General features: G+C 70.4%; 23 protein-coding genes. 8 read left to right on the top strand and 15 right to left on the bottom strand.

Annotated features, from left to right (window positions below):
• Nucleotides 1-2215, top strand: a 2215-nt coding sequence (locus tag N415_RS22615; RefSeq protein ID WP_068186931.1) for an arylsulfatase, incomplete at its 5' end; no start/stop codon positions are given.
• A 6-nt stretch (nt 2216-2221) separates the two neighbouring features.
• On the opposite strand, the gene N415_RS32000 is transcribed toward N415_RS22615, so the two are convergent.
• The 3 genes from N415_RS32000 to N415_RS22600 form a co-directional block, all read right to left on the bottom strand.
• Nucleotides 2222-2392, bottom strand: coding sequence for a hypothetical protein (locus N415_RS32000; protein WP_161630340.1), 171 nt, complete (start codon nt 2390-2392; stop codon nt 2222-2224).
• Nucleotides 2393-2548: 156 nt separating this feature from the next.
• Nucleotides 2549-2860, bottom strand: coding sequence for a DUF732 domain-containing protein (locus N415_RS22605; protein WP_068186918.1), 312 nt, complete (start codon nt 2858-2860; stop codon nt 2549-2551).
• A 151-nt stretch (nt 2861-3011) separates the two neighbouring features.
• The gene (locus tag N415_RS22600) at nt 3012-3365 is read right to left on the bottom strand and encodes a DUF732 domain-containing protein (protein ID WP_068112563.1); all 354 of its coding nucleotides are present in this window, start codon (nt 3363-3365) and stop codon (nt 3012-3014) included.
• A 164-nt stretch (nt 3366-3529) separates the two neighbouring features.
• Between N415_RS22600 and N415_RS22595 the strand changes: the two genes are divergently transcribed.
• Both N415_RS22595 and pstS read left to right on the top strand, forming a co-directional pair.
• Nucleotides 3530-4426, top strand: a complete 897-nt coding sequence (locus tag N415_RS22595; RefSeq protein ID WP_068186916.1) for a PHB depolymerase family esterase — start codon at nt 3530-3532, stop codon at nt 4424-4426.
• Between the two features lie 44 nt (nt 4427-4470).
• Nucleotides 4471-5580 carry a phosphate ABC transporter substrate-binding protein PstS gene (gene pstS, locus N415_RS22590; protein ID WP_068186929.1) on the top strand — a complete coding sequence of 370 codons (1110 nt, stop codon included), beginning with the start codon at nt 4471-4473 and terminating at the stop codon, nt 5578-5580.
• On the opposite strand, the gene N415_RS22585 is transcribed toward pstS, so the two are convergent.
• From N415_RS22585 to N415_RS22560, 6 genes are read right to left on the bottom strand one after another with little or no spacing between them, the layout of a single operon-like run.
• Complete coding sequence (locus N415_RS22585) at nt 5575-5895, bottom strand: DUF732 domain-containing protein (protein WP_068186915.1); 321 nt, start codon at nt 5893-5895, stop codon at nt 5575-5577. The two genes, pstS and N415_RS22585, sit on opposite strands and share 6 nt — an antisense overlap.
• 57 nt (nt 5896-5952) lie before the next feature.
• Nucleotides 5953-6717 (bottom strand): endonuclease VIII Nei2, encoded by a 765-nt coding sequence (gene nei2, locus N415_RS22580; RefSeq protein WP_068186913.1) that lies wholly within the window; start codon nt 6715-6717, stop codon nt 5953-5955.
• A 3-nt stretch (nt 6718-6720) separates the two neighbouring features.
• Complete coding sequence (locus N415_RS22575; RefSeq protein ID WP_068186911.1) at nt 6721-11313, bottom strand: ATP-dependent helicase; 4593 nt, start codon at nt 11311-11313, stop codon at nt 6721-6723.
• 49 nt (nt 11314-11362) lie between these two features.
• A complete protein-coding gene (locus tag N415_RS22570; protein ID WP_068112546.1) occupies nt 11363-12028 on the bottom strand; it encodes a TetR/AcrR family transcriptional regulator in 666 nt (221 codons plus the stop codon).
• 45 nt (nt 12029-12073) lie between these two features.
• Nucleotides 12074-13567 (bottom strand): aldehyde dehydrogenase family protein, encoded by a 1494-nt coding sequence (locus N415_RS22565; RefSeq protein ID WP_152531531.1) that lies wholly within the window; start codon nt 13565-13567, stop codon nt 12074-12076.
• A 32-nt stretch (nt 13568-13599) separates the two neighbouring features.
• The gene (locus tag N415_RS22560) at nt 13600-14838 is read right to left on the bottom strand and encodes a VOC family protein (protein WP_068186908.1); all 1239 of its coding nucleotides are present in this window, start codon (nt 14836-14838) and stop codon (nt 13600-13602) included.
• Between the two features lie 42 nt (nt 14839-14880).
• Between N415_RS22560 and N415_RS22555 the strand changes: the two genes are divergently transcribed.
• The 3 genes from N415_RS22555 (at nt 14881) to N415_RS22545 (ending at nt 17201) form a co-directional block, all read left to right on the top strand.
• Nucleotides 14881-15333 (top strand): Lrp/AsnC family transcriptional regulator, encoded by a 453-nt coding sequence (locus tag N415_RS22555; RefSeq protein ID WP_068136400.1) that lies wholly within the window; start codon nt 14881-14883, stop codon nt 15331-15333.
• Nucleotides 15334-15386: 53 nt separating this feature from the next.
• Nucleotides 15387-16700, top strand: a complete 1314-nt coding sequence (gene lat, locus N415_RS22550; RefSeq protein WP_239645667.1) for an L-lysine 6-transaminase — start codon at nt 15387-15389, stop codon at nt 16698-16700.
• 117 nt (nt 16701-16817) lie between these two features.
• On the top strand, nt 16818-17201 hold the full coding sequence (locus tag N415_RS22545) for a hypothetical protein (RefSeq protein WP_068186905.1): 384 nt from the start codon (nt 16818-16820) through the stop codon (nt 17199-17201).
• A 10-nt stretch (nt 17202-17211) separates the two neighbouring features.
• On the opposite strand, the gene usfY is transcribed toward N415_RS22545, so the two are convergent.
• Both usfY and N415_RS22535 read right to left on the bottom strand, forming a co-directional pair.
• A complete protein-coding gene (gene usfY, locus N415_RS22540; protein WP_068186903.1) occupies nt 17212-17523 on the bottom strand; it encodes a protein UsfY in 312 nt (103 codons plus the stop codon).
• 19 nt (nt 17524-17542) lie between these two features.
• Entirely contained in the window at nt 17543-17926 is a 384-nt protein-coding gene (locus tag N415_RS22535; RefSeq protein WP_068186901.1) for a phage holin family protein, read from the bottom strand.
• A 248-nt stretch (nt 17927-18174) separates the two neighbouring features.
• On the opposite strand from N415_RS22535, the gene N415_RS22530 reads away from it, so the two are divergent.
• Together N415_RS22530 and N415_RS22525 are read left to right on the top strand one after the other, a co-directional pair.
• Nucleotides 18175-18612 carry an anti-sigma factor gene (locus tag N415_RS22530; RefSeq protein WP_068186899.1) on the top strand — a complete coding sequence of 146 codons (438 nt, stop codon included), beginning with the start codon at nt 18175-18177 and terminating at the stop codon, nt 18610-18612.
• Nucleotides 18609-19397 (top strand): RNA polymerase sigma factor SigF, encoded by a 789-nt coding sequence (locus N415_RS22525; RefSeq protein WP_068186897.1) that lies wholly within the window; start codon nt 18609-18611, stop codon nt 19395-19397. The genes N415_RS22530 and N415_RS22525 overlap by 4 nt, the downstream gene beginning before the upstream one ends.
• Here N415_RS22525 and N415_RS22520 read toward each other — a convergent pair.
• The 4 genes from N415_RS22520 to N415_RS22505 form a co-directional block, all read right to left on the bottom strand.
• On the bottom strand, nt 19368-19787 hold the full coding sequence (locus N415_RS22520; protein WP_068186927.1) for an STAS domain-containing protein: 420 nt from the start codon (nt 19785-19787) through the stop codon (nt 19368-19370). The two genes, N415_RS22525 and N415_RS22520, sit on opposite strands and share 30 nt — an antisense overlap.
• A 190-nt stretch (nt 19788-19977) precedes the next feature.
• Nucleotides 19978-21771: an acetyl/propionyl/methylcrotonyl-CoA carboxylase subunit alpha gene (locus N415_RS22515; RefSeq protein ID WP_068186895.1), complete on the bottom strand. Its 1794-nt coding sequence runs from the start codon at nt 21769-21771 to the stop codon at nt 19978-19980.
• A 123-nt stretch (nt 21772-21894) separates the two neighbouring features.
• Nucleotides 21895-22314, bottom strand: a complete 420-nt coding sequence (locus tag N415_RS22510; protein ID WP_068186894.1) for a SufE family protein — start codon at nt 22312-22314, stop codon at nt 21895-21897.
• Nucleotides 22314-23204 (bottom strand): sulfurtransferase, encoded by an 891-nt coding sequence (locus tag N415_RS22505; RefSeq protein ID WP_068186893.1) that lies wholly within the window; start codon nt 23202-23204, stop codon nt 22314-22316. The genes N415_RS22510 and N415_RS22505 overlap by 1 nt, the downstream gene beginning before the upstream one ends.
• Nucleotides 23205-23304: the final 100 nt, after the last annotated feature.

Here is a 23304-nt window from a genome sequence, read left to right as displayed (position 1 = left end):
CGGCGCCATCCGGACCCCGACCCTGACCCGGGTGGCCCGCAACGGGTTGACCTACAACCGCTTTCACGTCACCGCGGTCTGCTCGCCGACCCGCGCGGCGCTGCTGACCGGGCGCAACCACCATCGGGTCGGGTTCGGTTCGGTCACCGAGTTCCCCGGCCCCTTCCCGGGCTATTCGTCGGTCCGGCCGCGCAGTTGCGCCGCGCTGCCCCGCATCCTGCGCGACAACGGTTACGTGACGGGCGGTTTCGGCAAGTGGCACCTGACCCCGGACAACGTCCAGGGCGCGGCGGGCCCGTTCGACAACTGGCCGGTGGGCTGGGGCTTCGACCACTTCTGGGGCTTCCTGTCCGGCGCCGCCGGCCAGTACGACCCGATCATCACCCAGGACAACTCCGTCATCGGCGTGCCCCAGGGTAAGGACGGCCGGCCCTACTACTTCCCCGACGACCTCACCGACAAGGCCGTCGAATGGCTGCACGCCGTGCGGGCGCAGGACGCCGAGAAGCCCTGGCTGATGTACTACTCGACCGGCGCCACCCACGCGCCGCACCACGTGTTCGCCGAATGGGCCGACAAATACCGGGGTCAATTCGACGAGGGCTGGGATGTCTACCGGCGCAAGACATTCGAACGCCAAAAGCAGCTCGGCGTGATACCGCCCGACGCGCAGCTGACCGAGCGGCCCGATTTGTTCCCGGCGTGGGACGGCCTGTCGGACAACCAGAAGAAGCTCTTCGCCCGCCAGATGGAGGTGTTCGCCGGGTTCTCCGAGAACGCGGACTGCAACGTCGGCCGACTGCTCGACGCGATCGAGGATCTCGGCGAATCCGACAACACACTGGTCTTCTACATCTGGGGCGACAACGGCGCCAGCATGGAGGGGACCGTCACCGGCTCGTTCAACGAGATGACGTTCCTGAACGGGGTGCTGCTCGACGCCGACCGTCAACTCGAGCTCATCGAGCAGTACGGGGGAATCGAGGCGCTCGGAAACGAGTTCACCGCACCGCATTTCGCGAGCGCCTGGGCGCACGCCAACAACACCCCGTTCCAGTGGGGCAAGCAGATGGCCAGCCACCTCGGCGGCACGCGCGACCCGATGGTGGTCGCCTGGCCGAGCCGGATCCGTCCCGACGCCGCGATCCGCGGCCAGTTCACCCACTGCATCGACATCGCGCCAACGGTGTTGGAGGCCATCGGTTTACCGCAGCCGGTCAGCGTCGACGGCTTCGAGCAGGAAGCGATGGACGGAACCAGCTTCGTCCACACCTTCGACGACCCCTCGGCGGAAGAGCGCCACACGGTGCAGTACTTCGAAATGTTCGGCAGCCGGGCCATTTACCAAGACGGGTGGTGGGCGTGCACCCGGCTGGATAAGGCGCCGTGGGACCTCTCACCCCAAACGCTGGCGCGGTTCGCGCCCGGAACGTACGACCCGGACAGCGACGTCTGGGAGCTGTACTACCTGCCCGACGACTTCTCCCAGGCGCGCAACGTCGCCGCCGAGCATCCCGACAAGGTCGCCGAGCTCACCCGGCTCTGGTGGCAGGAGGCCGAACGAAACCGGGTGCTGCCGCTGCTGGGTGGCCTCGCGGTGATGTTCGGCAGCCTGCCGCCGCTGCCGACGACCACCCGGTTCACCTTCAAGGGCGACGTGCAGAACATTCAGCGCGGCATGGTGCCCCGGATCTTCGGGCGCTCCTACGCGATCGAGGCGCGGCTGGTCGTTCCCGACGACGGCGCGCAGGGCGTGATCGTCGCCGACGCCGACTTCATCGGCGGGTTCGCGCTATGGGTCGACGAGCGCCGGCGGCTGCGCCACACGTACTCGTTCCTCGGCGTGGACACCTACAAGCAGGTGTCCACCGAGCCGATTCCCACCGGGGACGTCACGGTGCGCATGCTCTTCGAATCCGATCAACCCGTCCCGGGTTCGGGTGGGCGGGTGACGCTCTGGGCCGACGACCGGCTGATCGGTGAGGGCTCGATGGCCAACACGGTGCCGCTGGCCTTCACGTCGTACGCGGGGATGGACATCGGGCGCGACAACGGCCTCGTCGTGGACCGCGACTACGAGGACAGGGCACCGTACGCGTTCACCGGGACGGTCAAGGACGTCGTGTTCGACCTCAAACCCGTTCACCCGGACGCCGAACAGGCGCTGCACGAGCACGCGGCGGTGCAGGCCGTCGGGCGCGGCGCCGCGGGCTGAAGGCCGCTACTGCTGGGCGCGGGCGACGTTCCCGCCGCCGAGGCCGGACTGGATGCCCCGGTTGATCTGGTCGGCGACGGAGGATCCGCCGTTCGAGACCGTCTGCGGGCAGCTGCAGGACAGATCGTTGAACACGCTGGGGTCGGCGCCGGCCGGTGAAGCTACCGAAATCGCCATCCCGACTGCGACTGCGGCGCCAACTAAAATTCTCGATACCACGTAATCAGTTCTCCGAGCTGGTAGGTGATAGCGGGAGTGTAGGGCCGGCAGATCTCGTGAGAGCGACCGTGCGCGTTGCCGTCACGTTAAGAAAAAAGCACCGTCGCTGTGAGGTCAGGACGCGTACTTGGGGCAGTACGCACGGATGCTGGCGCCGACGAAGTAGCCGGCGTGGTAGCCGTCGAGGCTGCTGTTGCTCATCACGGTGGACGCGACCTGGTTCACCGTCCGCCCGGTGTCCAGCTCGTCACAGACCTCGTGGCCGGCGATCAAGGCCTTGTCGGGCGAACCGAAATGGATGCCCTTGGCGGTGAGCGCCGCCAGGAACGCGTCGTCGGCGGCGTCGGCGCGTGCGACCGCGGCCGTGGCCGCCAAGGGAGCGAACGCGGCCAGCACGACCAGGAGGGCGATGCGGGCGATCGTCATTTCGCCTCCCTCCCTCGTCGGCACCATTGCCGAGCCGCGAATTGTCGGACATTACAGCTTTGCACAATGCGGCGATCGACGAATTGAAATCAGGGCGACACGAAAGGCGTTCGGGCCGCCGGATTCTGCGATTTGAACCGGCGTTATGCCGTTACGACGGCACGTCCGCGTATTGCGGGCAGTACGCGCGTTCGGCCAGGGCCACGAAGTAGCCGGCGTCGTCACCGTCGATGCCGCTGCTGTTCATCACGTCGGTCGCGATCTGTTCCTGCGTCTTGCCCATATCGAGTTGGTGGCACACCAAATGCCCGGCCGCGATCGCGGATTTGGGCGACTCGTGCTCGATGCCGTGGTTGTGCAGCGCCGTGATGAACGCGTCGTCGGTGCCGTCGGCGTAAGCCGGCGGGGCCGCCGTCACCGGACCGAGCAGCGCGACCGCCGGGATGAAGCCGGCAGCCAACAGCGGCAGCAGCCGGCGAGGCTTGCGGGTACCGGTACTCGTCATTTCTAATACCCCCAAGGTTCTGAAGTTCCGTTGTTTGACGACTGAAGGTTCGGCCGCCAACGTTGCAAGCAGGTTACAGCTCGCCATCATCTAATCATCGCGGATATTGCGAACAACGCAACAATGGTTCCCGCCGGCCCTACCCGCGCTGGTTTTCGCTCCTCGTGCTGGCGGCCTGCGCGGTCGGCGTCGCGGGCTGTGACGTGCGCCACGTCTCGGCGGCCAGCGCCCGGGATCTGGCCGGCACCTTGCGTTCCGGCGGCATGGACCGCACCTACACGTTGCACGTGCCGCCCGGCGAGCCCGTCGCGTTGGTGCTCAGCCTGCACGGCGGGGGCGGCACCGGAACCGGCCAGCAGGGCCTGACCGACTTCGACGCCGTCGCCGACGCCAACAACCTGCTGGTGGCCTATCCCGATGGCTACGACAAGAGCTGGGCCGACGGGCGGGGAGCGTCCCCGGCCGATCGTCACCACGTCGACGACGTCGCGTTCCTGGTCGCGCTGGCGGGCAAGCTGCAAAGCGACTACAACATCGCGCCCGGGCACGTCTTCGCCACCGGCATGTCCAACGGCGGCTTCATGTCCAACCGGCTCGCTTGTGACCGCGCCGACGTGTTCGCCGCGATCGCGCCGGTGGCCGGCACGCTGGGCGCCGGCGTGGCCTGCCACCCGTCGCGTCCGGTGTCCGTGCTGGCGGCCCACGGGACCGCCGACCCGCTGGTGCCGTTCAACGGCGGGAACGTGCGCGGACGGGGCGGGGTCAGCCATTCCATCTCGGCGAACAGCATGGTCGACACCTGGCGTTCGGCCGATGGGTGCCAGGGCGATCCGTCGACGCAGGTGCTGCCCGGCGTGGGCGACGGCACCGTCGTGCACCGCTTCGATTCCGCGGCCTGCGCGGCGTCCACCGAGGTGATCTTCTACCGGATCGACAACGGCGGGCACACCTGGCCGGGGGGCAAGCAGTATCTGCCCCAGGCGATCATCGGGCGCACCTCGCGCGCCCTGGACGCCTCGGAAGTCATCGCCCAGTTTTTCCTCGCGCACGGCCGGAACTAGCGGAAGCGGTTAGTATGCTTCATGGCCGTGACGAGGGCATCCCTTTGAAACCCAATCGATTTGGTGCGGCGGTGGCGGTCCTGGCCGCCGGTGCGGTGATCCTGTCGGCGTGCGGCAGCGACCACCACGCCACCGGTCCAAGCGGCACGAGCAGCCCGCCGGTGAAGGTGGCCTGCGGCGGCAAGCCGACTCTGCGGGCCAGCGGCTCCACCGCCCAGGCGAACGCGATGACCCGTTTCGTCAAGGCCTTCGAACAGGCCTGCGGAGGCCAGTCCCTCAATTACACGCCCAACGGCTCCGGCGCCGGCATCGGCGAATTCGTGGGCAATCAAACCGATTTCGCCGGCTCGGACTCGCCGCTGAGCAAGGAAGAGTACGCACGCGCGCAGCAGCGCTGCGGCTCGCCCGCGTGGAACCTGCCGGTGGTGTTCGGCCCGATCGTCATCGGCTACAACGTCAACGGCGTGAGCGCCCTGAACCTCGACGGCGCGGCCGCGGCCCGGATCTTCAGCGGCGGCATCACCGGCTGGAACGATCCGGCGATCGCGGCGCTCAACCCCGGCGTCACCTTGCCGGCCGAGCCGATTCGCGTCGTGTTCCGCAACGACGAGTCCGGCACCACGGACAACTTCCAGCGGTATCTCGACAGCGCGTCCAACGGCGCGTGGGGAAAGGGCGCCGGCAAGACGTTCAACGGCGGTGTCGGCGAGGGGGCCAAGGGCAACGACGGCGCCGCGGCCGCCGTCAAGACCACCGAGGGGGCGATCACCTATGTCGAGTGGTCGTTCGCCCAGGCGCAACACCTGAACACGGCCAAGGTCCTCACGTCGGCCGGCCCGGACCCGGTGACGATCAGTGCCGAATCCGTGGGCAAGACGATCTCGTCGGCCTTCTTCATCGCCAAGGGCAACGACCTCGCCCTCGACACCATCTCGTTCTACCGCCCCAACCAGCCCGACGCGTACCCGATCGTACTGGCGACCTATGAGATCGTGTGCTCGAAATATCCCGACCCGCAGGTCGGCGCGGCGGTAAAGGCGTTCCTGCAGAGCACGATTGGGGCCGGCCAGGACGGCCTCGCCGACAACGGGTACGTCCCGATTCCGCAGGAGTTCAAGTCCCGGTTGTCGACCGCGGTCGACGCGATCTCATGACCCGCGATACCGCGGGCAGTACGCGGCGATGCTTGCGCCGATGAAGAAGCCGGCTCGGTAGCCGTCCAAATTGCTGTTCGTCATCACCTCGGAGGCAATGTCGGACTTCTGTTTGCCAATGTCGAGTTCGTCGCAGACCTCGTGACCGGCGACGATCGCGGCCTGCGGGGTGGCGAACTCGATGCCCTTGTTCTTCACCGCCGTGACGAACAGGTTGTCGACCGCGTCGGCGCGCGCGGCCGGCGAGACCGCCACCGCGAGGCTGAGCATGGCCAGGGCGAGGCCGACCGATAGGCGCGTTCGGGTGGTCGTCATCGCTGGGACCTCCCGTCCGGTTGTGATGGGGCCCGTCCGGCCCGCGGTGCACAGAGATCATTGCATGCCGACCTGGCAGGAGGGGCACCAATACCTGACCCGATCGCCGCCGTCGTCGTAGCGGATGCGGGTGCCGCAGCGACGGCAGGGTTGCCCGGCGCGCCCGTAGACCCACAGCTGCCGGCCCGGCCGGGTGTCGCCGGTGGTGCAGCGGTCCCAGCGGAAGCGGTTGGCCCACAGCATGTCTCGGGCACGAGCGACGAGCCGGCGCGGGTCGGCGACGGCGGAGACCGGCGCGGTGGGCAGGCGGCCGCTGACGAAACACAGTTCGTTGCAATAGACGTTGCCGATGCCGGCCAGCACCCGCTGGTCCAGCAGCGCCTCGGCGATCGGCCGGTCCGGGTGCGCCGCCAGGTTGGCGGCGGCGAGGTCGGCGTCCCAGTCCGGGCCCAGCAGGTCGGGTCCCAGGTGCGCGACCGCGTCCTGGTCGGCGTCCCGATCCAGGATCTCCAGCACGCCCAGGTCCACGCCGACCGCGCGAATGCCGTTGGCTTCCAGGATGATCCGCGCCCGGTGATCCACCCGCACCGGGCGCCCGCCGACCCGCCAACTGCCGTCCATCTTCAGGTGCGAGTGGATGCTGGCCCGCCCCACCCGGATGAACAGGTGCTTGCCGCGGCTGAGCACCTCGTCGACGGCCTGCCCGGTCAGGTCGACGGTGGCGAACCGCGGCACCCGCACGTCGCAGCGCGTCAGCGTGCGTCCGGCCAGGTGCTCACGCAGCACGGCGGCGGTGTGCCAGACGGTGTCGCCCTCGGGCATGGGTTATCGCAGCCGCATTCCGCGTGGGGTGCGGGCGAACCCGGCCTCGGCCAGCGCCTCGGCGGCCGGGTTCGGTCCCCCGGCCTGGGGTTGCAGCGCCGGCGTGCCGTCGATGCGTTCGACCAGGATCGACGCGACGCGCCGGGCGGCGACCAGGTCGGCCAGCGCGACGGCCGCCGCATGGGCGGCCGTGGGGTCGCCGGTGAACGTCAGCAGCGATCGGCCGCCGCGCTCTAAGAACCAGGCCAGCTCGCCGTCCACCAGCACGACGAGGGCGCCGGCCTTGCGGCCGGGGCGCGCGCCCTCGGCGCTCGAGGCGGGCCAGGGCAGGGCGGCGCCGTAGGGGTTGGCGGGATCGGCGGCGGCCAGTGCGACCGCCCGGTACTCCGGGCGCTCCTGATCGACGTCGTCGGTGTAGCTGCGCAGCCGGTCGACGGTGGACGCGACGGCGAACTGGGCGCCGCCCAGCGACTCGACGAAGTAGCCGCGCTGGCACCTGCCGGCTTCCTCGAACGTGCTCAGCACCTTGTAGAGGGTCGCGAATCCGCCCGGCACGCCCTCGGCCGCCACCGCGCCCCGGGTCAGCACACCGTGGCGGCCCAGCAGCAGCTCGGCCTGGTAGTGGGCCCGCAGCGTGGAATCCGGCTCGGGCGCCGGCAGGGCCGACCATCTCCCGGCCACCGCCGGGTCGGTGCTGCGGTGCTGGGCGTATGCGACGCTGTAGCGGCTCAGCCGCGGCGGGCGGCGGGTGCGGTGCGCGGGGACGGATCGCTTACGGGCCCCGGCGCCGGTCAGCAGGGCGCGCACCGGGGCGAACGTGTCGCCGGTGACCCAGCCGGCCCAGATCAGCTCCCACAGCGCGGTTTTCAGCTCCGACTCGGGGATCGCGTCCTGGGCCAGCTGGCGGAAGAAGTAGGCGCCGCCCCCGGCCAGTGTGTCCAGGATCGCGCGGTGCGCGTCGGTGAAGTCGAGCTCGGCGGGGCCGGCCAGCGTCAGCGGAGCGGAATCGCTGGCGTGCAGCGCGATCCAGCCGTCGCCCGCCGATATCGACCCGGCGCCCGACCAGGTCACCTCGCCGGCGGCGAGCAGTTCGTCGAGCATCGCGGGGGAGTAGTCGCGCACCCGCGGGGCCAGCACGAGCGGTTCGATTGCCGAAGCCGGCATCCGCACGCCGGCCAGCTGATCGATCACGGCGACCAGGCCGTCGAGACCCGACTGCGGCGACGACACGTGGTGCCAGGCCGGCAGGAACCGCCCGTAGGCGGCGGTGCTCACCGGCTCTACCTGCGCGCGCAGCGCCGCCAGCGAACGCCGCCGCAGGATGCGCAACACGTCGGCGTCGCACCACTGCTCGCCGCCGGCGCCCCCGGGCGGTTCGGCGGCGACGAACTCGCCGCGCACCAGCCGGCCGTCGGCCGCCAGCCGGCCCAGCACGTCGGCCGTGACGCGCAGCCCGAGGCCGAACCTGGCGGCGGCCTCGGCCGTGGTGAACGGGGTGTGCGTGCGCGCGTAGCGGCCCAGCAGCTCGCCCAGCGGGTCGGCCACCGCCTCGGTGAACGCGGCCGGGACGCCCAGCGGGACCGCCGCCCCGACCCCGTCGCGCAGCCGCCCGATGTCCTCGACGGCCACCCACCAGCTGCGGCCCGCGAACGGTACGGTCAGCGCGCGCCGGGCGGCCCGCAGGCCCTCCAGCCATCCCCCGACGTCGGCGCCGCCGGCCCGGGCGGAGACCTCGTCCTCGGTCAGCGGGCCCAGTAGCCGCAACAGGTCCGCGACCCCCTCGGCGTCGCGGGCGGCCCGGTCCGCCGACAGGTGCTGCAGCTGCCGGCCCGTCGCGGCGATGATGTCCGGGTCGAGCAATTCCCGCAGCTCTACGCGGCCCAGCAGCTCGGCCAGCAGCGTGCTGTCCAGGGACAGCGCGGCGGCCCGGCGCTCAGCCAGCGGGGTGTCGCCCTCGTACATGAAGGCGCCGACGTAACCGAACAACAGCGACGCCGCGAACGGCGAGGGCCGCGCGGTTTCCGTCTCGAGCACCCGCACCTTGCGCTGGGCGATGCCGGCCATCAGCGCGGTCAGCGCCGGGACGTCGTAGACGTCCTGCAGGCATTCGCGAATGGCCTCGAGCACCACCGGGAAGTCGGGGTATTTGCGCGCCACGTCCAGCAGCTGGGCCGCGCGCTGGCGCTGGTGCCACAGCGGCGAGCGGCGGCCGGGGTGGCGGCGCGGCAGCAGCAGCGCGCGGGCCGCGCACTCCCGGAACCGCGACGCGAACAGCGCCGAACCGCCCACCTCGGCGGTGACGACGGGGTCGATCTCGTCGGCGTCGAAGACGAAAAGTTCTGCGCCGGGCGGGGTTTCGTCCAAAGTATCGGGCAGGCGCACCACGATGCCGTCGTCGGAGGCGGTCGGCTTCTCGTCGAGGCCGTAGCGCTCGCGCAGCCGACGGCCCACCGCCAGCGCGAGCGGCCCGTGCACCCGCAGCCCGTACGGCGAATGCAGGATCACCCGCCAATCGCCGAGCTCGTCGCGGAACCGCTCGACCAAAAGGGTGGTGTCGGTGGGGACCACCCCGGCCGTGGTCCGCTGCTCGTCCAGCAGCCCCCACAGGTTGTCGGTCGCGTATGCGTCGAAACCCAAAGCGGCGCAACGATTATCGAAGGCTTGGCGGCCGAGGCCGGCCAGCTCGCCGGTGAACGCGCCGAGCGCGGCGCCCAGCTCGGCCGGGCGGCCCACGTCGTCGCCGCGCCAGAACGGCAGCCGGGCCGGCTGTCCCGGCGCGGGGATCACCAGCACCCGGTCGTGGGTGATCTCGGTGATCCGCCAGCTGGTGGCGCCCAGCGAGATCACGTCGCCCGGTCGGGACTCGTACACCATCTCCTCGTCGAGTTCGCCGACCCGCGAAGGCTTTTCGGCCTCGGAAGCGAGATACACGGTGAACAGCCCGCGGTCCGGGATGGCGCCCCCGGACGTGACGGCCAGCCGCTGCGCACCGGGCCGCGCGGTCAGCGTGCCGGTGTCGCGGTCGTAGACCAGGCGCGGGCGCAGCTCGGCGAACTCGGTGGACGGGTACTTGCCGGCCAGCAGGTCCAGGGTGGCCTCGAACACGCTGCGGGGCAGGGTCGCGAAGGGGGCGGCGCGCCGCACGGTGTCGAACCACCGGTCGGCGTCCAGCGGCTCCAGCGCGGCGGCCGCGACGGTCTGCTGCGCCAGGATGTCCAGCGGGTTGGCGGGCACCCGCATCGTCTCGATCTGCCCGTCGAGCATGCGCTGCACGGTCACCGCGCAGCCGATCAGGTCGGTGCGGTGCTTGGGGAACAGCACGCCGCGCGAGACCTCGCCGACCTGGTGGCCCGCCCGCCCGATCCGTTGCAGCCCGCTGGCCACCGACGGCGGCGCCTCCACCTGGATCACCAGGTCGACGGCGCCCATGTCGATGCCCAGCTCCAGGCTGGAGGTCGCCACCACCGCCTTGAGCAGTCCGCGTTTGAGGTCCTCCTCGACCAGCGCGCGCTGCTCCTTGCTGACCGAGCCGTGGTGGGCGCGCGCCAGCAGCGGCGGCGCGCCGAAGCTCTGGCCGCTCCCCATCAGGTGCGCCGGGGCGCCGCCGGCCACTTTCGGGTTGGGGTCGGTGTCCAGCGAGATCCCGGCGCGTTCGGCGTGGATCTCGTTGAGCCGGGAGGTGAGCCGCTCTGCCAGCCGCCGCGAGTTGGCGAACACGATGGTCGAGCCGTGCGATTCGATCAGGTCCACCAGCCGGGCCTCGACGTCGGGCCAGATGGAGTTGTTCGCCAGGTTGGCCATGTCGGGCACCGGGACCTGCACCGTGAGCTCGATGGTCTTGGCCGACGGCGGCGCCACCACCCGTGTCCGCGTCGCGGGGCTGGCGCCCGACAGGAAGCGCGCCAGCTCCTCGGGCGGGCGCACGGTGGCCGACAGCCCGATGCGCTGCGCGGGCGGCGCTTGCGACGAGGCGAAGCGCAGGTCGTCGAGGCGTTCCAGGGACAGCGCCAGGTGGGCGCCGCGCTTGCCGCCGGCGATGGCGTGGATCTCGTCGACGATCACGGTCTGAACGCCCGCGAGGGTTTCCCGGGCTGCCGACGTCAGCATCAGGAACAGCGATTCCGGGGTGGTGATCAGCACGTCGGGCGGGTGCGCGATGAGCTGCCGGCGGGTCGCGGGCGGGGTGTCGCCGGAGCGGACCCCGACGCTGATGTCCGGCGGGGGCAGGCCGTGCCGCTCGGCGATGCGGGTGAGCCCGGCCAGCGGGGTGCGCAGGTTGCGTTCGACGTCCACCGCCAGCGCCTTGAGCGGCGACACGTAGAGCACGCGGGTGCCGGCCGGCCGCTCGGCCGCCCCGGCGCGGGAAGCGGGGTTAGCCAGGGAGGCGAGGTTATCTAGGGCCCACAGGAACGCCGCGAGGGTCTTGCCGGAGCCCGTCGGCGCGATCACCAGGGTGTTGTCGCCGTCGGCGATGGCCTCCCAGGCCTGCGCCTGCGCGGTGGTCGGGGCGGCGAACGTGCCGGTGAACCACTCGCGGGTGGCCGCGCTGAACCGGCCCAACGGGTCGGGTGACCGGGAGTCGGTGCGAGTGCTCACCCAACCATGGTGCCAACGGGCACCGACAAATCGGTCGGCGAGCGCCTTCTCACAGCCTCGCTGTCGCCATCGCGTGCGCCAGCTCCGGCGGGATCTCCGGCACCCGGGCGATGGAGTCGAGCAGCGTGTGCGCGCAGGCGTCGGCGAGCCGGTCGGCGTCGGTGGTGGGGTCCATGATCCGCTGCCGGCAGATCTCGAAGGTGAACGCGAGCCAGCCCTGGATGATCACCCGCAGGTCCCGCTCGACGCTCGGTTCCAGCGCGCTGGTGTCCGGCATCCCGCTCACGACCTCGCCGATCCGCGACATGATGTGTTCCATCTGGCGGTTCTTGGCCTCGTCGTCGATGCCGAGCAGGACCGGGTCCGACCGGCCCAGCCCGACGTACGCGGCCCAGGCGGCCTCCGGGTTCGACTGGTGATAGGCCATGTAGGCCAGCACGCCGGTCCGGATCTCCTCGAACATCGTCATGCCGGGCTCGGGCGGGTTGTTGGTGGCGTCGTAGAGCCGGTCCGCCTCGTCCTTGACCACCGCGGCGAAGAACGCCCGCTTGTCCGGGAAGTAGTGATACATCAGCGCGCGGGACACGCCCGCGCGTTCGGCTATCTCGTCAATGCGGACCTCGTCATAGGGTCGCTTCCCAAAGACCTCTGCCCCCAAAGCGAGCAGCTCTGCGCGGCGATCCTCAGGGGATAACCGCCTTCTGGCTGTCGGCATGTGTCAGATAGTACTCACACGGTATGAGACGCCCGCCACATTGGCTCAACCAAACGTCACGCCCTGCGCCAGCGGTAACGCGTCAGAATAATTGACGGTATTGGTACTTCGGCGCATGTAGGCCTTCCACGCGTCCGAGCCGGACTCCCGCCCGCCGCCGGTTTGCTTCTCGCCGCCGAACGCGCCGCCGATCTCGGCGCCCGACGTGCCGATGTTGACATTGGCGATGCCGCAATCGGATTCGTCCAGGAAGCGCTCGGCCTCGCGCAGGTCGGTGGTGAAGATCGCCGACGAAAGTCCTTGCGGCACAGCGTTGTTGAGCGCGATCGCCTCGCCCAGGTCGTCATAGGTCAGCACGTAGAGGATCGGCGCGAACGTCTCGGTGGCCACGATGTCGGTCTGTGCCGGCATGCGGACGACGGCCGGCTCGACGTAGTAGGCGCTCGGGTGGGCATCCCCGCCGAGATGGAAGCGCTCGCCGCCGAAGACCTCGCCGCCGTCGGCGCGCGCCTGCTCGAGGGCCCCGACCATGTCGCGGTAGGCGGTCTCGTGGATGAGCGGGCCGACGAGCGTGCCCGGCGCCGACGGGTCGCCGATCGCCAGCCGCCCGCACGCGTCAACGACCCGGGCGACCACCTCGTCGGCCACGGAGCGGTGCACGATCAGCCGACGCAGGCTGGTGCAGCGCTGCCCGGCGGTGCCGGCGGCGGCGAACACGATGGCCCGCACGGCCAGGTCCAGGTCGGCCGACGGCGTGACGACGGCCGCGTTGTTGCCGCCCAGCTCCAGCAGGGCCCGCCCGAAGCGCGCGGCGACCCGGGGGCCGACGGCCTGGCCCATGCGCACCGAACCGGTGGCGGACACCAACGCGATCCGGTCGTCGTCCACCAGCAGCTCGCCGAGGTCGCGCTCGCCCAGGACCAGGCCACTGACCGCGGCGGGGGCCCCGACGTCCGCGGCCGCGCGGCCGATCAGCGCCTGGCAGGCCAGCGCCGTCAGCGGCGTGAGCTCCGACGGCTTCCACACGACGGTGTCGCCGCACACCAGCGCCACGGCGGCGTTCCACGCCCACACGGCGACCGGGAAGTTGAACGCGGTGATCACCCCGACCACACCGAGCGGGTGCCAGGTCTCCAGCAGGCGGTGCCCGGGGCGCTCGGACGCGATGGTGCGGCCGTACAGCTGGCGCGACAGGCCCACCGCGAACTGGCAGACGTCGATCATTTCCTGCACCTCGCCGAGCGCCTCGGAGCCGATCTTGCCCACCTCGACGGTCACCAACGTCGCCAGGTCGTCCTTGTGGCGGGTGAGCAGCTCGCCGAGGCGGGCCACCAGCGCGCCGCGCACCGGGGCCGGCGTGGCGCGCCACGCCGAGAACGCGTCGGCGGCGTCGGCGATGATCGCCCGGGCCTGCTCGGGCGTGGTGTGGCCGACGGTGAACAGCACCTCGCCGGTGATGGGCGTGCTGGCGGGCAGCCCGTGCCCGGCCGGGTCGCCGAGCGTGACGCCGACGCCGATCGCTTGATAGGCCGCGCGCACCCGCGACCGCAACTCCTCGGTACGCTCGGTCTTCATCGGGCTGCCTCCTCGTAAAGTGCGTACGGGTCGTGGATCTCGCGGCCGATTGCCCCGGCCAGCCACTGAGCGTCGTAGCCCGAGTCGTCGGCCGCCGCCCGCGCCCGGGTTTCGCGGTCCAGGTTGGAGCGGAAGATGCCCGCCGCCGACGCCGGCAGGAAGTCTTCGTAGACGACCGGCGCCGACGGGTCGCCGCCGCGATAGTAGGCCAGCCCCCCGGCGGCCATTTCCGCGTCGGTCGGCGGGAAGTGCCGGTGCCACGCCGACGCCGGGTCGGGCGCGCCCATCGCGGCGTCGTAGCGTTCCCGGCCCTTGCGCGTCAGCGCGACCCCGCGGGCCTCGACCTCGCCGAAGCGCACCCGCACGCTGCCCGCGGTGACGCGGCCGTCGCGGCCGCGAAACAGGCAGGGCTCGGCCAGCGCGCGAAAAGAGGTCTGGCGCAACAGGACCGCGGGTCCGTCGGTGCGGGGCGGCCCCTGGATGGCGTCGATCATGGTGATGCCGCGCGCGGTCATCCGCCGATACAGCTCGTCGATGTCGAGCACCCGCGGCGTCAGGTGGTTGATGTGGGTGGAGCCCACCCCGGCGATGTCGGCGGCCACCGCCGACACCCGCGACAACTCGTCGTACCAGGCCTTGTCGATCGGCTCGCGCGACAGCGCGAACGCCGCCACCGCCGCCGAGACGAACGCGCCCGCCTCGTCGGCGGCGCAGCCGCCGTCGGCCGCAATCGTTCGCGCCCGCTCGACCAATGCGGGGTCGAAGAGCCGCCGGCGCGCGACGAACGTCTCCACCCGGGCCCGCAGCTCCGGGGAAAAGTAACGCGCGTCCCGGCTGGCGAGCATCGAGGTGAACACCCGAAACGGGTTGCGCGCCAACTCATTCGCGTCGAGGGGACGAAAGGCCGTGGCCACCACCGGAATCGGCGAGGCGGCGCGGCGCAGGTCGTAGTAGCCCACCGGGTACATGCCGAAGGCGGCGAACAGGTCGGCGACGGCGGCCAGTTCGGCGGGGCTGCCGACCCGGATCGCGCCGTGCCGCTCCGCGGTGACCCGATCCAGCGACCCCAGCCGTTCGGCGTCGGGATGTCGCGCCACGTAGGCGGCGTTGACCTGGCCGCTCACCTCGACCAGCGTGCCGTAGGCGGGAACCTCCCCGGCGTACATGGCGGACAGCCCGCCCGCGAATCGGGCGCGCAGCTGCCACGCCGCCAGCGTGCCCTGCCGGGGGCTCATGGCGCGCCGCCGATTTCGGCTTTGCTGCGATAATCTCCGCCCATGGGTGACGCGCTCGACGAGATTGACCGGACCCTGGTGCGCGAGCTGGTCGCCAACGGTCGCGCGACCCTGGCGGAGCTGGCCGCGAAGGCGGGCCTGTCGGTCTCCGCGGTGCAGTCCCGGGTGCGCCGGCTGGAGTCGCGCGGCGTGGTGTCGGGGTATTCCGCGCGGATCAACCCGGAGGCGGTCGGGCACCTGCTCTCGGCGTTCGTGGCCATCACTCCCTTGGATCCCTCTCAACCCGATGATGCGCCCGCCCGCCTGGAACACATCGCGGAGATCGAGTCGTGTCACTCGGTGGCCGGCGAGGAGAGCTATGTCCTGCTGGTCCGCGTCGAGTCCGCCCGGGCGCTCGAGGACCTGCTGCAGCGGATCCGCACGGCGGCCGACGTCCAGACGCGAAGCACCATCATCCTCAATACTTTTTACAGTGATCGGCAATACATACCATAATATTTCCTGTAAATATGCCATAACACCGTAAGAATCACGCTAGGATGGGCGGCATGACCACCGCCGTTACCGACCTGGTCCCCGAGACGTTGTCACGCAGCATGCTGGTCGACGGGTTCGACCTGGTGCTTGACCTGACGCGGTCGGCCGGCTCCTACCTGGTCGACGCCCGGGACGGCCGCCGCTACCTCGACATGTTCACGTTCGTCGCGTCGTCGGCGCTGGGCATGAACCACCCGGCGCTGGCCGACGACGAGGAGTTCCGCGCGGGGCTCCTGGCGGCCGCGCTGAACAAGCCGAGCAACCCCGACGTGGCCACGGCGGCGATGGCCGGTTTCGTCGAGACCTTCGTCCGGGTGCTGGGTGATCCCGCGCTGCCGCACCTGTTCTTCATCGAGGGCGGCGCGCTGGCGGTGGAGAACGCGCTCAAGGTCGCGTTCGACTGGAAGAGCCGCCACAACGAGGCGCGCGGGATCGACCCGGCGCTGGGCACGCGCGTCCTGCATCTGCGCGGCGCGTTCCACGGTCGCAGCGGCTACACGTTGTCGCTGACCAACACCAAGCCGGTCACCGTGGCCCGCTTCCCGAAGTTCGACTGGCCGCGCATCGACGCGCCCTATATCCGGCCGGCGACCGACATGGATGCGCTGGAGGCCGAGTCGTTGCGGCAGGCCCGGGCGGCGTTCGACGCGCACCCGCACGACGTCGCGTGCTTCGTGGCCGAGCCCATCCAGGGGGAGGGCGGCGACCGCCACTTCCGTCCCGCCTTCTTCGCCGCGATGCGCCGGCTGTGCGACGAACACGACGCCTTGTTGATCTTCGACGAGGTCCAGACCGGCTGCGGGCTTACCGGAACCCCGTGGGCCTACCAGCAACTGGGCGTGCCACCCGATGTGGTGGCGTTCGGCAAGAAGACGCAGGTGTGTGGGGTGATGGCCGGCCGCCGGGTCGACGAGGTCCCCGACAACGTGTTCGCGGTCGCCTCCCGGCTCAGCTCGACCTGGGGCGGCAGCCTGGCCGACATGGTGCGGGCCCGCCGCATCCTGGAGGTGATCGAGGCCGACGGGTTGTTCGACCGCGCCGACGAGTTGGGACGCTACCTGCTGGGCCGGCTGGTCGAACTGGCCCACGACTTCCCGGCCTTGGTTCTCGACCCCCGCGGCCGCGGCCTGATGTGCGCGTTCAGCTTGCCGAGCACCGGCGCCCGTGAGGCGGTGATCGCCCAGCTGTGGCAACGCCGCGTGATCGCGCTGCGCTGCGGGGAGGACGGCGTCCGGTTCCGGCCCGCGCTGACGGTCACCCGGGGGGAGATCGATGCGCTGGTTTGCGCCCTGAGCGGCGCTTTGACGGCCGTGACGTGGGCCTGAGGGCGGTTTACCGTGGTAAGGCGGAGGGTATCCGGATCTGCATCATCGTGGCGCGTAACTAATGCGGCGCAGCGAACGATTAACCAAGAAATCAGGGCCGGCACACGGGGGACGACTATGCAAACGGCGGGTCAGCGGTCGCCGGGTGACCGCTTAGGGCAGGAGGACCGCGAGGTGCACGCGGCCATCCGGTTTGCCGCCCTGGCCGCGGTCGCGGGCATGGGCTTCTTGGTTCTTGCCGCGCTGTGGGTCAGCACCTGCCCCGGGACGGGCGTCGACACGGCGGCCTGTGGCACGCCCCAGCGCACGATGCTGGCGCTGGGCGGTCCGCTGATTCTGCTGGCCGGGGCGCTCTGGGCGTTCCTGCGCACCTATCGGGTATGGAAGGCCCACGGCACCTGGTGGGGATGGCACGGCGCGGGCTGGTTCCTGCTGACGCTGATGGTGGTGGCCCTCGGTCTGGGCGTATCCCCGATCGCTGGGCCGGTGCTGGCCCTATGACCTGCGCCGACTAGACGCGCGAGTCCCTGGCGCCCTCCGTCCGGGGGACGAAGTGCCATTGCTCGTCGATGCGGCCCACGCGGCGATGCTCCGCGACGAACCACAACGCCCCGGCGATCGTCCCGAGCACGGCCACCAGGCTCGTGGTGGCGACCCATTCGTAGTGGCCGTAGGCGGCCGCGGCCGTCGTGCTGATCATCCCGCCCACCGCGACGAGGAACAGGATGAACCCGGGCCAGTACAGGTTGTCCTTCATCGAGAAACCGGCGTGCGGTTGCGTCGTCCGGAAGTGGTCCGTCGGATCGCGATGCCTGTCGCTCATCACCCCTCCTTCGGTCGTTTCAGGTCGTCGAGTCGGCCGTGTCGCGAACCGGCGCCTCGGGCAGCGAAATCGCTCCGATCGTGGTCACCAGCCACACGATGATCGTCGCGGCGAGCCAGGAGGCGGCGCCGCGGATGGACAGGCCGTGGGTGAACGCCGCGGCCACGCTCAACGCGACCAGGGTCAGCACCAGCCCGGCGCCCCCGAGCAGCAGCGACGCGTAGGCCCGCGGCAACTTCACGATCAGCAGCGACAGGCTTGCCTGCGCCACCGAGAACACCAGGACGGCGACGATAAACCCCGACGCCGACACCGAAACGCCGGGCACGACCCAGGCCGCCGCCAGCAGGCCGACGGCCCACGACGCGAGAAGCACAACCGCTCGAAGCAGAGCCTGCTTCATGCCAATAAGTGTAGGTCGCGGGGTAGACGGTGTTAAGGGTCCGCCGACGGGGTTATTCGCCGCGGCAATTGGGTATCAGCTGTAAACCATGATGAGTGCCGGAAGGGTTGCGTCAGCGACGCCGACATCGATGCCCACTGCCACAGAGATGACCAGCGGCGGCGATTGTGACTAATCGATTGGAACCCACGGTCGACGGCGGGCTGCGCGGCAATAGTAATGTCAAGCAGACATTGCCGGGAGACCATATGACCGATCCGGGAGTTCGCGCGAACACGCGTCAACGCGGCCACCGTGCCGTCGAGCTGCACGTTGCGGCACGCCTCGAGAACCTGGCGATGCTGCGCACGCTGGTCGGTGCCATCGGCACCTTCGAGGACCTGGACTTCGACGCGGTCGCCGACCTGCGCCTCGCGGTGGACGAGGTGTGCACCCGCCTCATCCGCTCGGCCACGCCGGGCGCGACGCTGGTGGTGGTGGTCGACCCGCACGATGACGAGTTGGTGGTCGAGGCCTCCGCGGCGTGCGACACTCACGACGTGGTGGCGCCCGGCAGCTTCAGCTGGCACGTCCTGACCTCCCTGGCCGACGAAGTCCAGACCTTCCACGACGGTCGCGAACCCGATGAGACCGGCAGTGTCTTCGGTATCACGCTGACCGCGCGACGGGCGGCCTCTAGCAGGTGACAGCGCGAGCTGCCGGCGGTTCGGTTTCGCGGCCGAACGAGTATGCGGACGTCCCGGACATGTTCCGGGAGTTGGCCGGCGTCCCCCCCGACTCGATGGAATTCCAGCGCCAGCGGGACAAGATCGTGGAGCGGTGCCTGCCGCTGGCCGACCACATCGCCCGCCGTTTCGAGGGCCGCGGCGAACCGCGCGACGACCTGGTCCAGGTGGCGCGGGTCGGCCTGGTCAACGCCGTCGTCCGCTTCGACGTCGAGACCGGGTCGGACTTCGTCTCGTTCGCGGTGCCCACGATCATGGGCGAGGTCCGCCGCCACTTCCGCGACAACAGCTGGTCGGTCAAGGTCCCGCGCCGCCTGAAGGAACTGCACCTGCGGCTGGGCACCGCCACCGCCGATCTGTCCCAGCGGCTCGGCCGGGCGCCGACGGCGAGCGAACTCGCCGTCGAACTCGGCATGGAGCGCGACGAGGTGGTCGAGGGCCTGGTGGCGGGCAGCTCCTACAACACGCTGTCCATCGACACCGGCGGCGGCAGCGACGACGACGACGCCCGCGCCATCGCCGACACGTTGGGCGACGTGGACGCCGGTCTCGACCGCATCGAGGATCGCGAGGCGTTGCGCCCGCTGCTCGAGGCGCTGCCCGAGCGGGAACGAATGGTGTTGGTGCTCAGGTTTTTTGAGTCGATGACGCAGACGCAGATCGCCGAGCGGGTCGGCATCTCACAGATGCACGTGTCGCGCCTGCTGGCCAAGTCGCTAACGCGGCTGCGGGACCAACTGAAGTAGCGGCCGCGACTCGTCGCGCTCGCTCTTGGTGGGGCGCAGCAGCGGCTCGGCTTGCGGCGTCGTCACCGGCAGGGTGCCGTCGGGGTCGCAGATCCTCAACAACCGCGCTACGGCCGGGCTCGGCACCATGGCCCAGTGCAACTGGGCGGCCGAGCACGTGACGTTGATCCGGTGCAGGGCCGAAAAGCCAGCGGTACCAATGAATTCCAGGCCGCGCAGGTCGACGATGATCCGGCGGGCGCGCCGGACGCTGCGTTGCGCGTAGATGGCGAGCTGATCGGCGTTGGCGGCGTCGAGCTCACCGTCGACGGTGATCACCGCCCCCAGCGCGCTCAAGCGGGACGTGAATTGGGCGGTTCGGCTTTGTTGCCAAGATTGGGCCACAGACATGCGTGTCTCCGTCATTTGGAGGGTGTTGCTGCGGACGACGCCAGGTGGCCGTGAAGCTCGAGATCGGGGAGTTTGCCTTCCCGCTTGCCTGACGTGATCCGGGCGGCTGTGAACTCAACCTGAAACCGACCCTACCCGCGCCGGGGCGGGTCGGACAACGCTATTGACGTTTCTTCTGAGTTTCTTCGTGTTATTTGATCTCGGCGAGGACCGTGCCCTGGGTGATTGCCGCGCCCGCCTCGACGGCGAGCCCGGTGATGGTGCCGTCCTTGTGCGCGGTGACCGGGTTTTCCATCTTCATCGCCTCGAGGACTACGACCAGGTCGCCGGCGGCGACCTCCTGGCCCTCCTCCACCGCGACCTTGACCACGGTGCCCTGCATGGGCGCCGTCACCGCGTCGCCGGAGGCGGCCACCCCCGCGTGCGACCCGCGCTTGCGCGGCTTGGGCTTCTTGCGAATCACCCCGGCCGGGTCGGCGGAACCGTTGGCCAGGGCCAGGTCGCCGGGCAGCGAGACTTCGAGCCGGCGCCCGCCGACCTCGACGACCACCGTCTGCCGGGGCCGGGCGTCCTCCTCGTCGATCGGCTCGCCGCCGGTGAAGGGCTCGATGGTGTTGTTCCACTCGGTCTCGATCCAGCGGGTGTGGACCGAGAAGCCGTTCTCGTCACCGATGAACGCCGGGTCTCTCACCACGGCGCGGTGGAACGGGATGACGGTCGCCAAGCCTTCGACGTGGAACTCGTCCAGGGCGCGGCGGGAGCGGGCCAGCGCCTCCTCGCGGGTGGCGCCGTAGACGATCAGCTTGGCCAGCATCGAGTCGAACTGGCCGCCGATCACCGATCCCGCCTCGACGCCGGAGTCCAGCCGGACGCCCGGGCCGCTGGGCGTCTCGTACTTGGTGACGGGCCCCGGGGCGGGCAGGAAGCCGCGCCCGGCGTCCTCGCCGTTGATCCGGAACTCGATGGCGTGCCCGCGCGGGGTGGGGTCCTCGGTGATGTCGAGCTTCTCGCCGTTGGCGATCTTGAACTGCTGCAACACCAGGTCGATGCCCGCGGTCTCCTCGGTGACGGGGTGCTCGACCTGCAGCCGGGTGTTCACCTCCAGGAAGGAGATCAGGCCGTCCTGGCCGACCAGGTACTCGACGGTGCCGGCGCCGTAGTAGTGCGCCTCCTTGCAGATCCGCTTGGCCGACTCGTGGATCTCCTTGCGCTGCGCGTCGGTCAAGAACGGCGCCGGCGCCTCCTCGACCAGCTTCTGGAAGCGGCGCTGCAGCGAGCAGTCGCGGGTGCCGGCGACGACGACGTTGCCGTGCTGGTCGGCGATCACCTGCGCCTCGACGTGGCGGGGCTTGTCCAGGTAGCGCTCGACGAAGCACTCGCCGCGGCCGAACGCCGCGACGGCTTCGCGCACCGCCGACTCGTACAGGTGCGGGATCTCCTCGAGGGTGCGGGCGACCTTCATGCCGCGCCCGCCGCCGCCGAAGGCGGCCTTGATGGCGATCGGCACGCCGTACTCCTTGGCGAAGGCCACCACCTCGTCGGCGTCCTTGACCGGGTCCGGGGTGCCGGGCACCAGCGGCGCCTGGGCGCGGGCGGCGATGTGGCGGGCGGTGACCTTGTCGCCGAGGTCGCGGATCGACTGCGGGCTGGGGCCGATCCAGATCAGGCCGGCGTCAATAACCGCCTGCGCGAAGTCGGCGTTCTCGGAGAGGAAGCCGTAGCCGGGGTGGACGGCGTTGGCGCCGGACTTCTCCGCGGCGTCGAGGAGCTTGCCGAAGTCCAGGTAGGACTCCGCGGACGTCTGCCCCCCCAGGGCGAACGCCTCGTCGGCCAGCCGCACGTGCGGCGCGTCGGCGTCGGGCTCGGCATACACCGCCACGCTGGGCAGGCCCGCGTCGCGGGCCGCACGGATCACCCGGACGGCGATCTCACCGCGATTGGCGACGAGCACCTTGGAGATCCTCGAGCTGGCGTGACTAGCCACTTCGCCTCCTGTTCGGCTGGACGTCATATGCGTCTCTAAGAGAAATTCTTACAAGTCTTGTCCCGGGGAAGTTTAGGCGGCGCGCCGTAGGGGCTGATACCCGGTCTCCAAATCCGTTCCTGATCAGGTCGTCTCGCGCAATCGCCGCTTGATGCGGGCCAGCATCGCCGACATGCCGCGCAGCCGCAGCGGGCTGATCAGAGCGGCCAGGCCCAGCTCGGTGTAGAAGTCCTCGGGCACCGCGAGGATGTCGGCGGCCGGTTGCTCGTCCAGACCGGCGGCCAGGATCGACGCGAACCCCCGGGTGGTGGGCGCCTCGGCGGGCGCGCTGAAGTGCAGCCGCACCCGGTTGCGGTCGCTGGCGTCGACGTGCAGGAACAGCGGCGACTGGCACTCGGGCACCGGCTCCATCGCCGCCTCCTCGAGGTCGGCCGGCAGCGCGGGAAGGTCGTTGGCGAACTCCAGCAGCAGCGTCAGCTTGTCCTGGCCCTGGACTTCGGCGAAGTCGGACACCACCTCGGCCAGCGGGGCGGGCATGCTCATCAGACCGGAACGGCTCCCGGCTGCTCGCCCGCGACGATCGGCACCCGCACGGTGTTGCCCCACTCGGTCCACGATCCGTCGTAGTTGCGGACTCCGGGCTTGCCCAGCAGGTGGGTGAGCACGAACCAGGTGTGGCTGGACCGCTCGCCGATGCGGCAGTAGACGACGGTCTTGTCGTCCGGCTGCAGGAAGCCGTAGAGCTCCTCGAGCTCGGCGCGGGGGCGGAAGCGGCCGCTCTCGTCGACCGCCTTGCCCCACGGGATCGACACGGCGGTGGGGATGTGGCCGGCCCTCAGCGCCCCCTCCTCGGGGTAGTCGGGCATGTGGGTGCGCTTGCCGGTGTACTCGTCCGGCGAGCGCACGTCGATCAGCGGCTCGGAACCGAGGATGGCCAGCACGTCGTCCTTGTACGCGCGGATGGGCGCGTCGTTGCGCTGCACGACGGGATAGCCGCTCGACGTCGCGGTCGGGACGTCCAGGGTGGTGTCGCGGCGCTCGGCCAGCCACAGGTCGCGCCCGCCGTTGAGCAGGCGCACGTCGGGGTGGCCGAACAGCGTGAAGACCCACAGCGCATAGGCCGCCCACCAGTTGCTCTTGTCGCCGTAGATCACCACCGTGTCGTCGCGGGCGATGCCCTTGCGGTCCATCAGCTCGGCGAACTGCTCGCCGTTGATGTAGTCGCGCACCCGCGGGTCGTTGAGATCGGTGTGCCAGTCGATCTTGACCGCGCCGGGAATGTGGCCGACGTCGTAGAGCAACACATCCTCGTCGGACTCGACGATCGCCAGGCCCGGGGCGCCCATGTTGGCGGACAGCCAGTCGGCGGTGACCAGTCGTTCGGGGTGGGCGTATTCGGTCAGGGACGGGTGTGGATCGGGGGGTAAGGACACGACTTCGAGCCTACCGCCGGGCCCGCGACCCCCGCCGCCACGCTCACCGTCCCGCGACACTTACATGGCTGCGGCGACACGCCGAGGCGGGTCGCACAGG

This window comes from Mycobacterium sp. UM_CSW (genome assembly GCF_000455205.1).
GTDB lineage: Bacteria > Actinomycetota > Actinomycetes > Mycobacteriales > Mycobacteriaceae > Mycobacterium.
This window is presented reverse-complemented; position numbering and strand designations above follow the sequence as displayed.

Coding starts and splice junctions, on each gene's coding strand:
- N415_RS32000 (WP_161630340.1), bottom strand. CDS start 2,392: ATGGCGATTTCGGTAGCTTCACCGGCCGGCGCCGACCCCAGCGTGTTC.
- N415_RS22605 (WP_068186918.1), bottom strand. CDS start 2,860: ATGACGATCGCCCGCATCGCCCTCCTGGTCGTGCTGGCCGCGTTCGCT.
- N415_RS22600 (WP_068112563.1), bottom strand. CDS start 3,365: ATGACGAGTACCGGTACCCGCAAGCCTCGCCGGCTGCTGCCGCTGTTG.
- N415_RS22585 (WP_068186915.1), bottom strand. CDS start 5,895: ATGACGACCACCCGAACGCGCCTATCGGTCGGCCTCGCCCTGGCCATG.
- nei2 (WP_068186913.1), bottom strand. CDS start 6,717: ATGCCCGAGGGCGACACCGTCTGGCACACCGCCGCCGTGCTGCGTGAG.
- N415_RS22570 (WP_068112546.1), bottom strand. CDS start 12,028: ATGCCGACAGCCAGAAGGCGGTTATCCCCTGAGGATCGCCGCGCAGAG.
- N415_RS22560 (WP_068186908.1), bottom strand. CDS start 14,838: ATGAGCCCCCGGCAGGGCACGCTGGCGGCGTGGCAGCTGCGCGCCCGA.
- N415_RS22555 (WP_068136400.1), top strand. CDS start 14,881: ATGGGTGACGCGCTCGACGAGATTGACCGGACCCTGGTGCGCGAGCTG.
- lat (WP_239645667.1), top strand. CDS start 15,387: ATGACCACCGCCGTTACCGACCTGGTCCCCGAGACGTTGTCACGCAGC.
- N415_RS22545 (WP_068186905.1), top strand. CDS start 16,818: ATGCAAACGGCGGGTCAGCGGTCGCCGGGTGACCGCTTAGGGCAGGAG.
- usfY (WP_068186903.1), bottom strand. CDS start 17,523: ATGAGCGACAGGCATCGCGATCCGACGGACCACTTCCGGACGACGCAA.
- N415_RS22535 (WP_068186901.1), bottom strand. CDS start 17,926: ATGAAGCAGGCTCTGCTTCGAGCGGTTGTGCTTCTCGCGTCGTGGGCC.
- N415_RS22530 (WP_068186899.1), top strand. CDS start 18,175: ATGACCGATCCGGGAGTTCGCGCGAACACGCGTCAACGCGGCCACCGT.
- N415_RS22520 (WP_068186927.1), bottom strand. CDS start 19,787: ATGTCTGTGGCCCAATCTTGGCAACAAAGCCGAACCGCCCAATTCACG.
- N415_RS22510 (WP_068186894.1), bottom strand. CDS start 22,314: ATGAGCATGCCCGCCCCGCTGGCCGAGGTGGTGTCCGACTTCGCCGAA.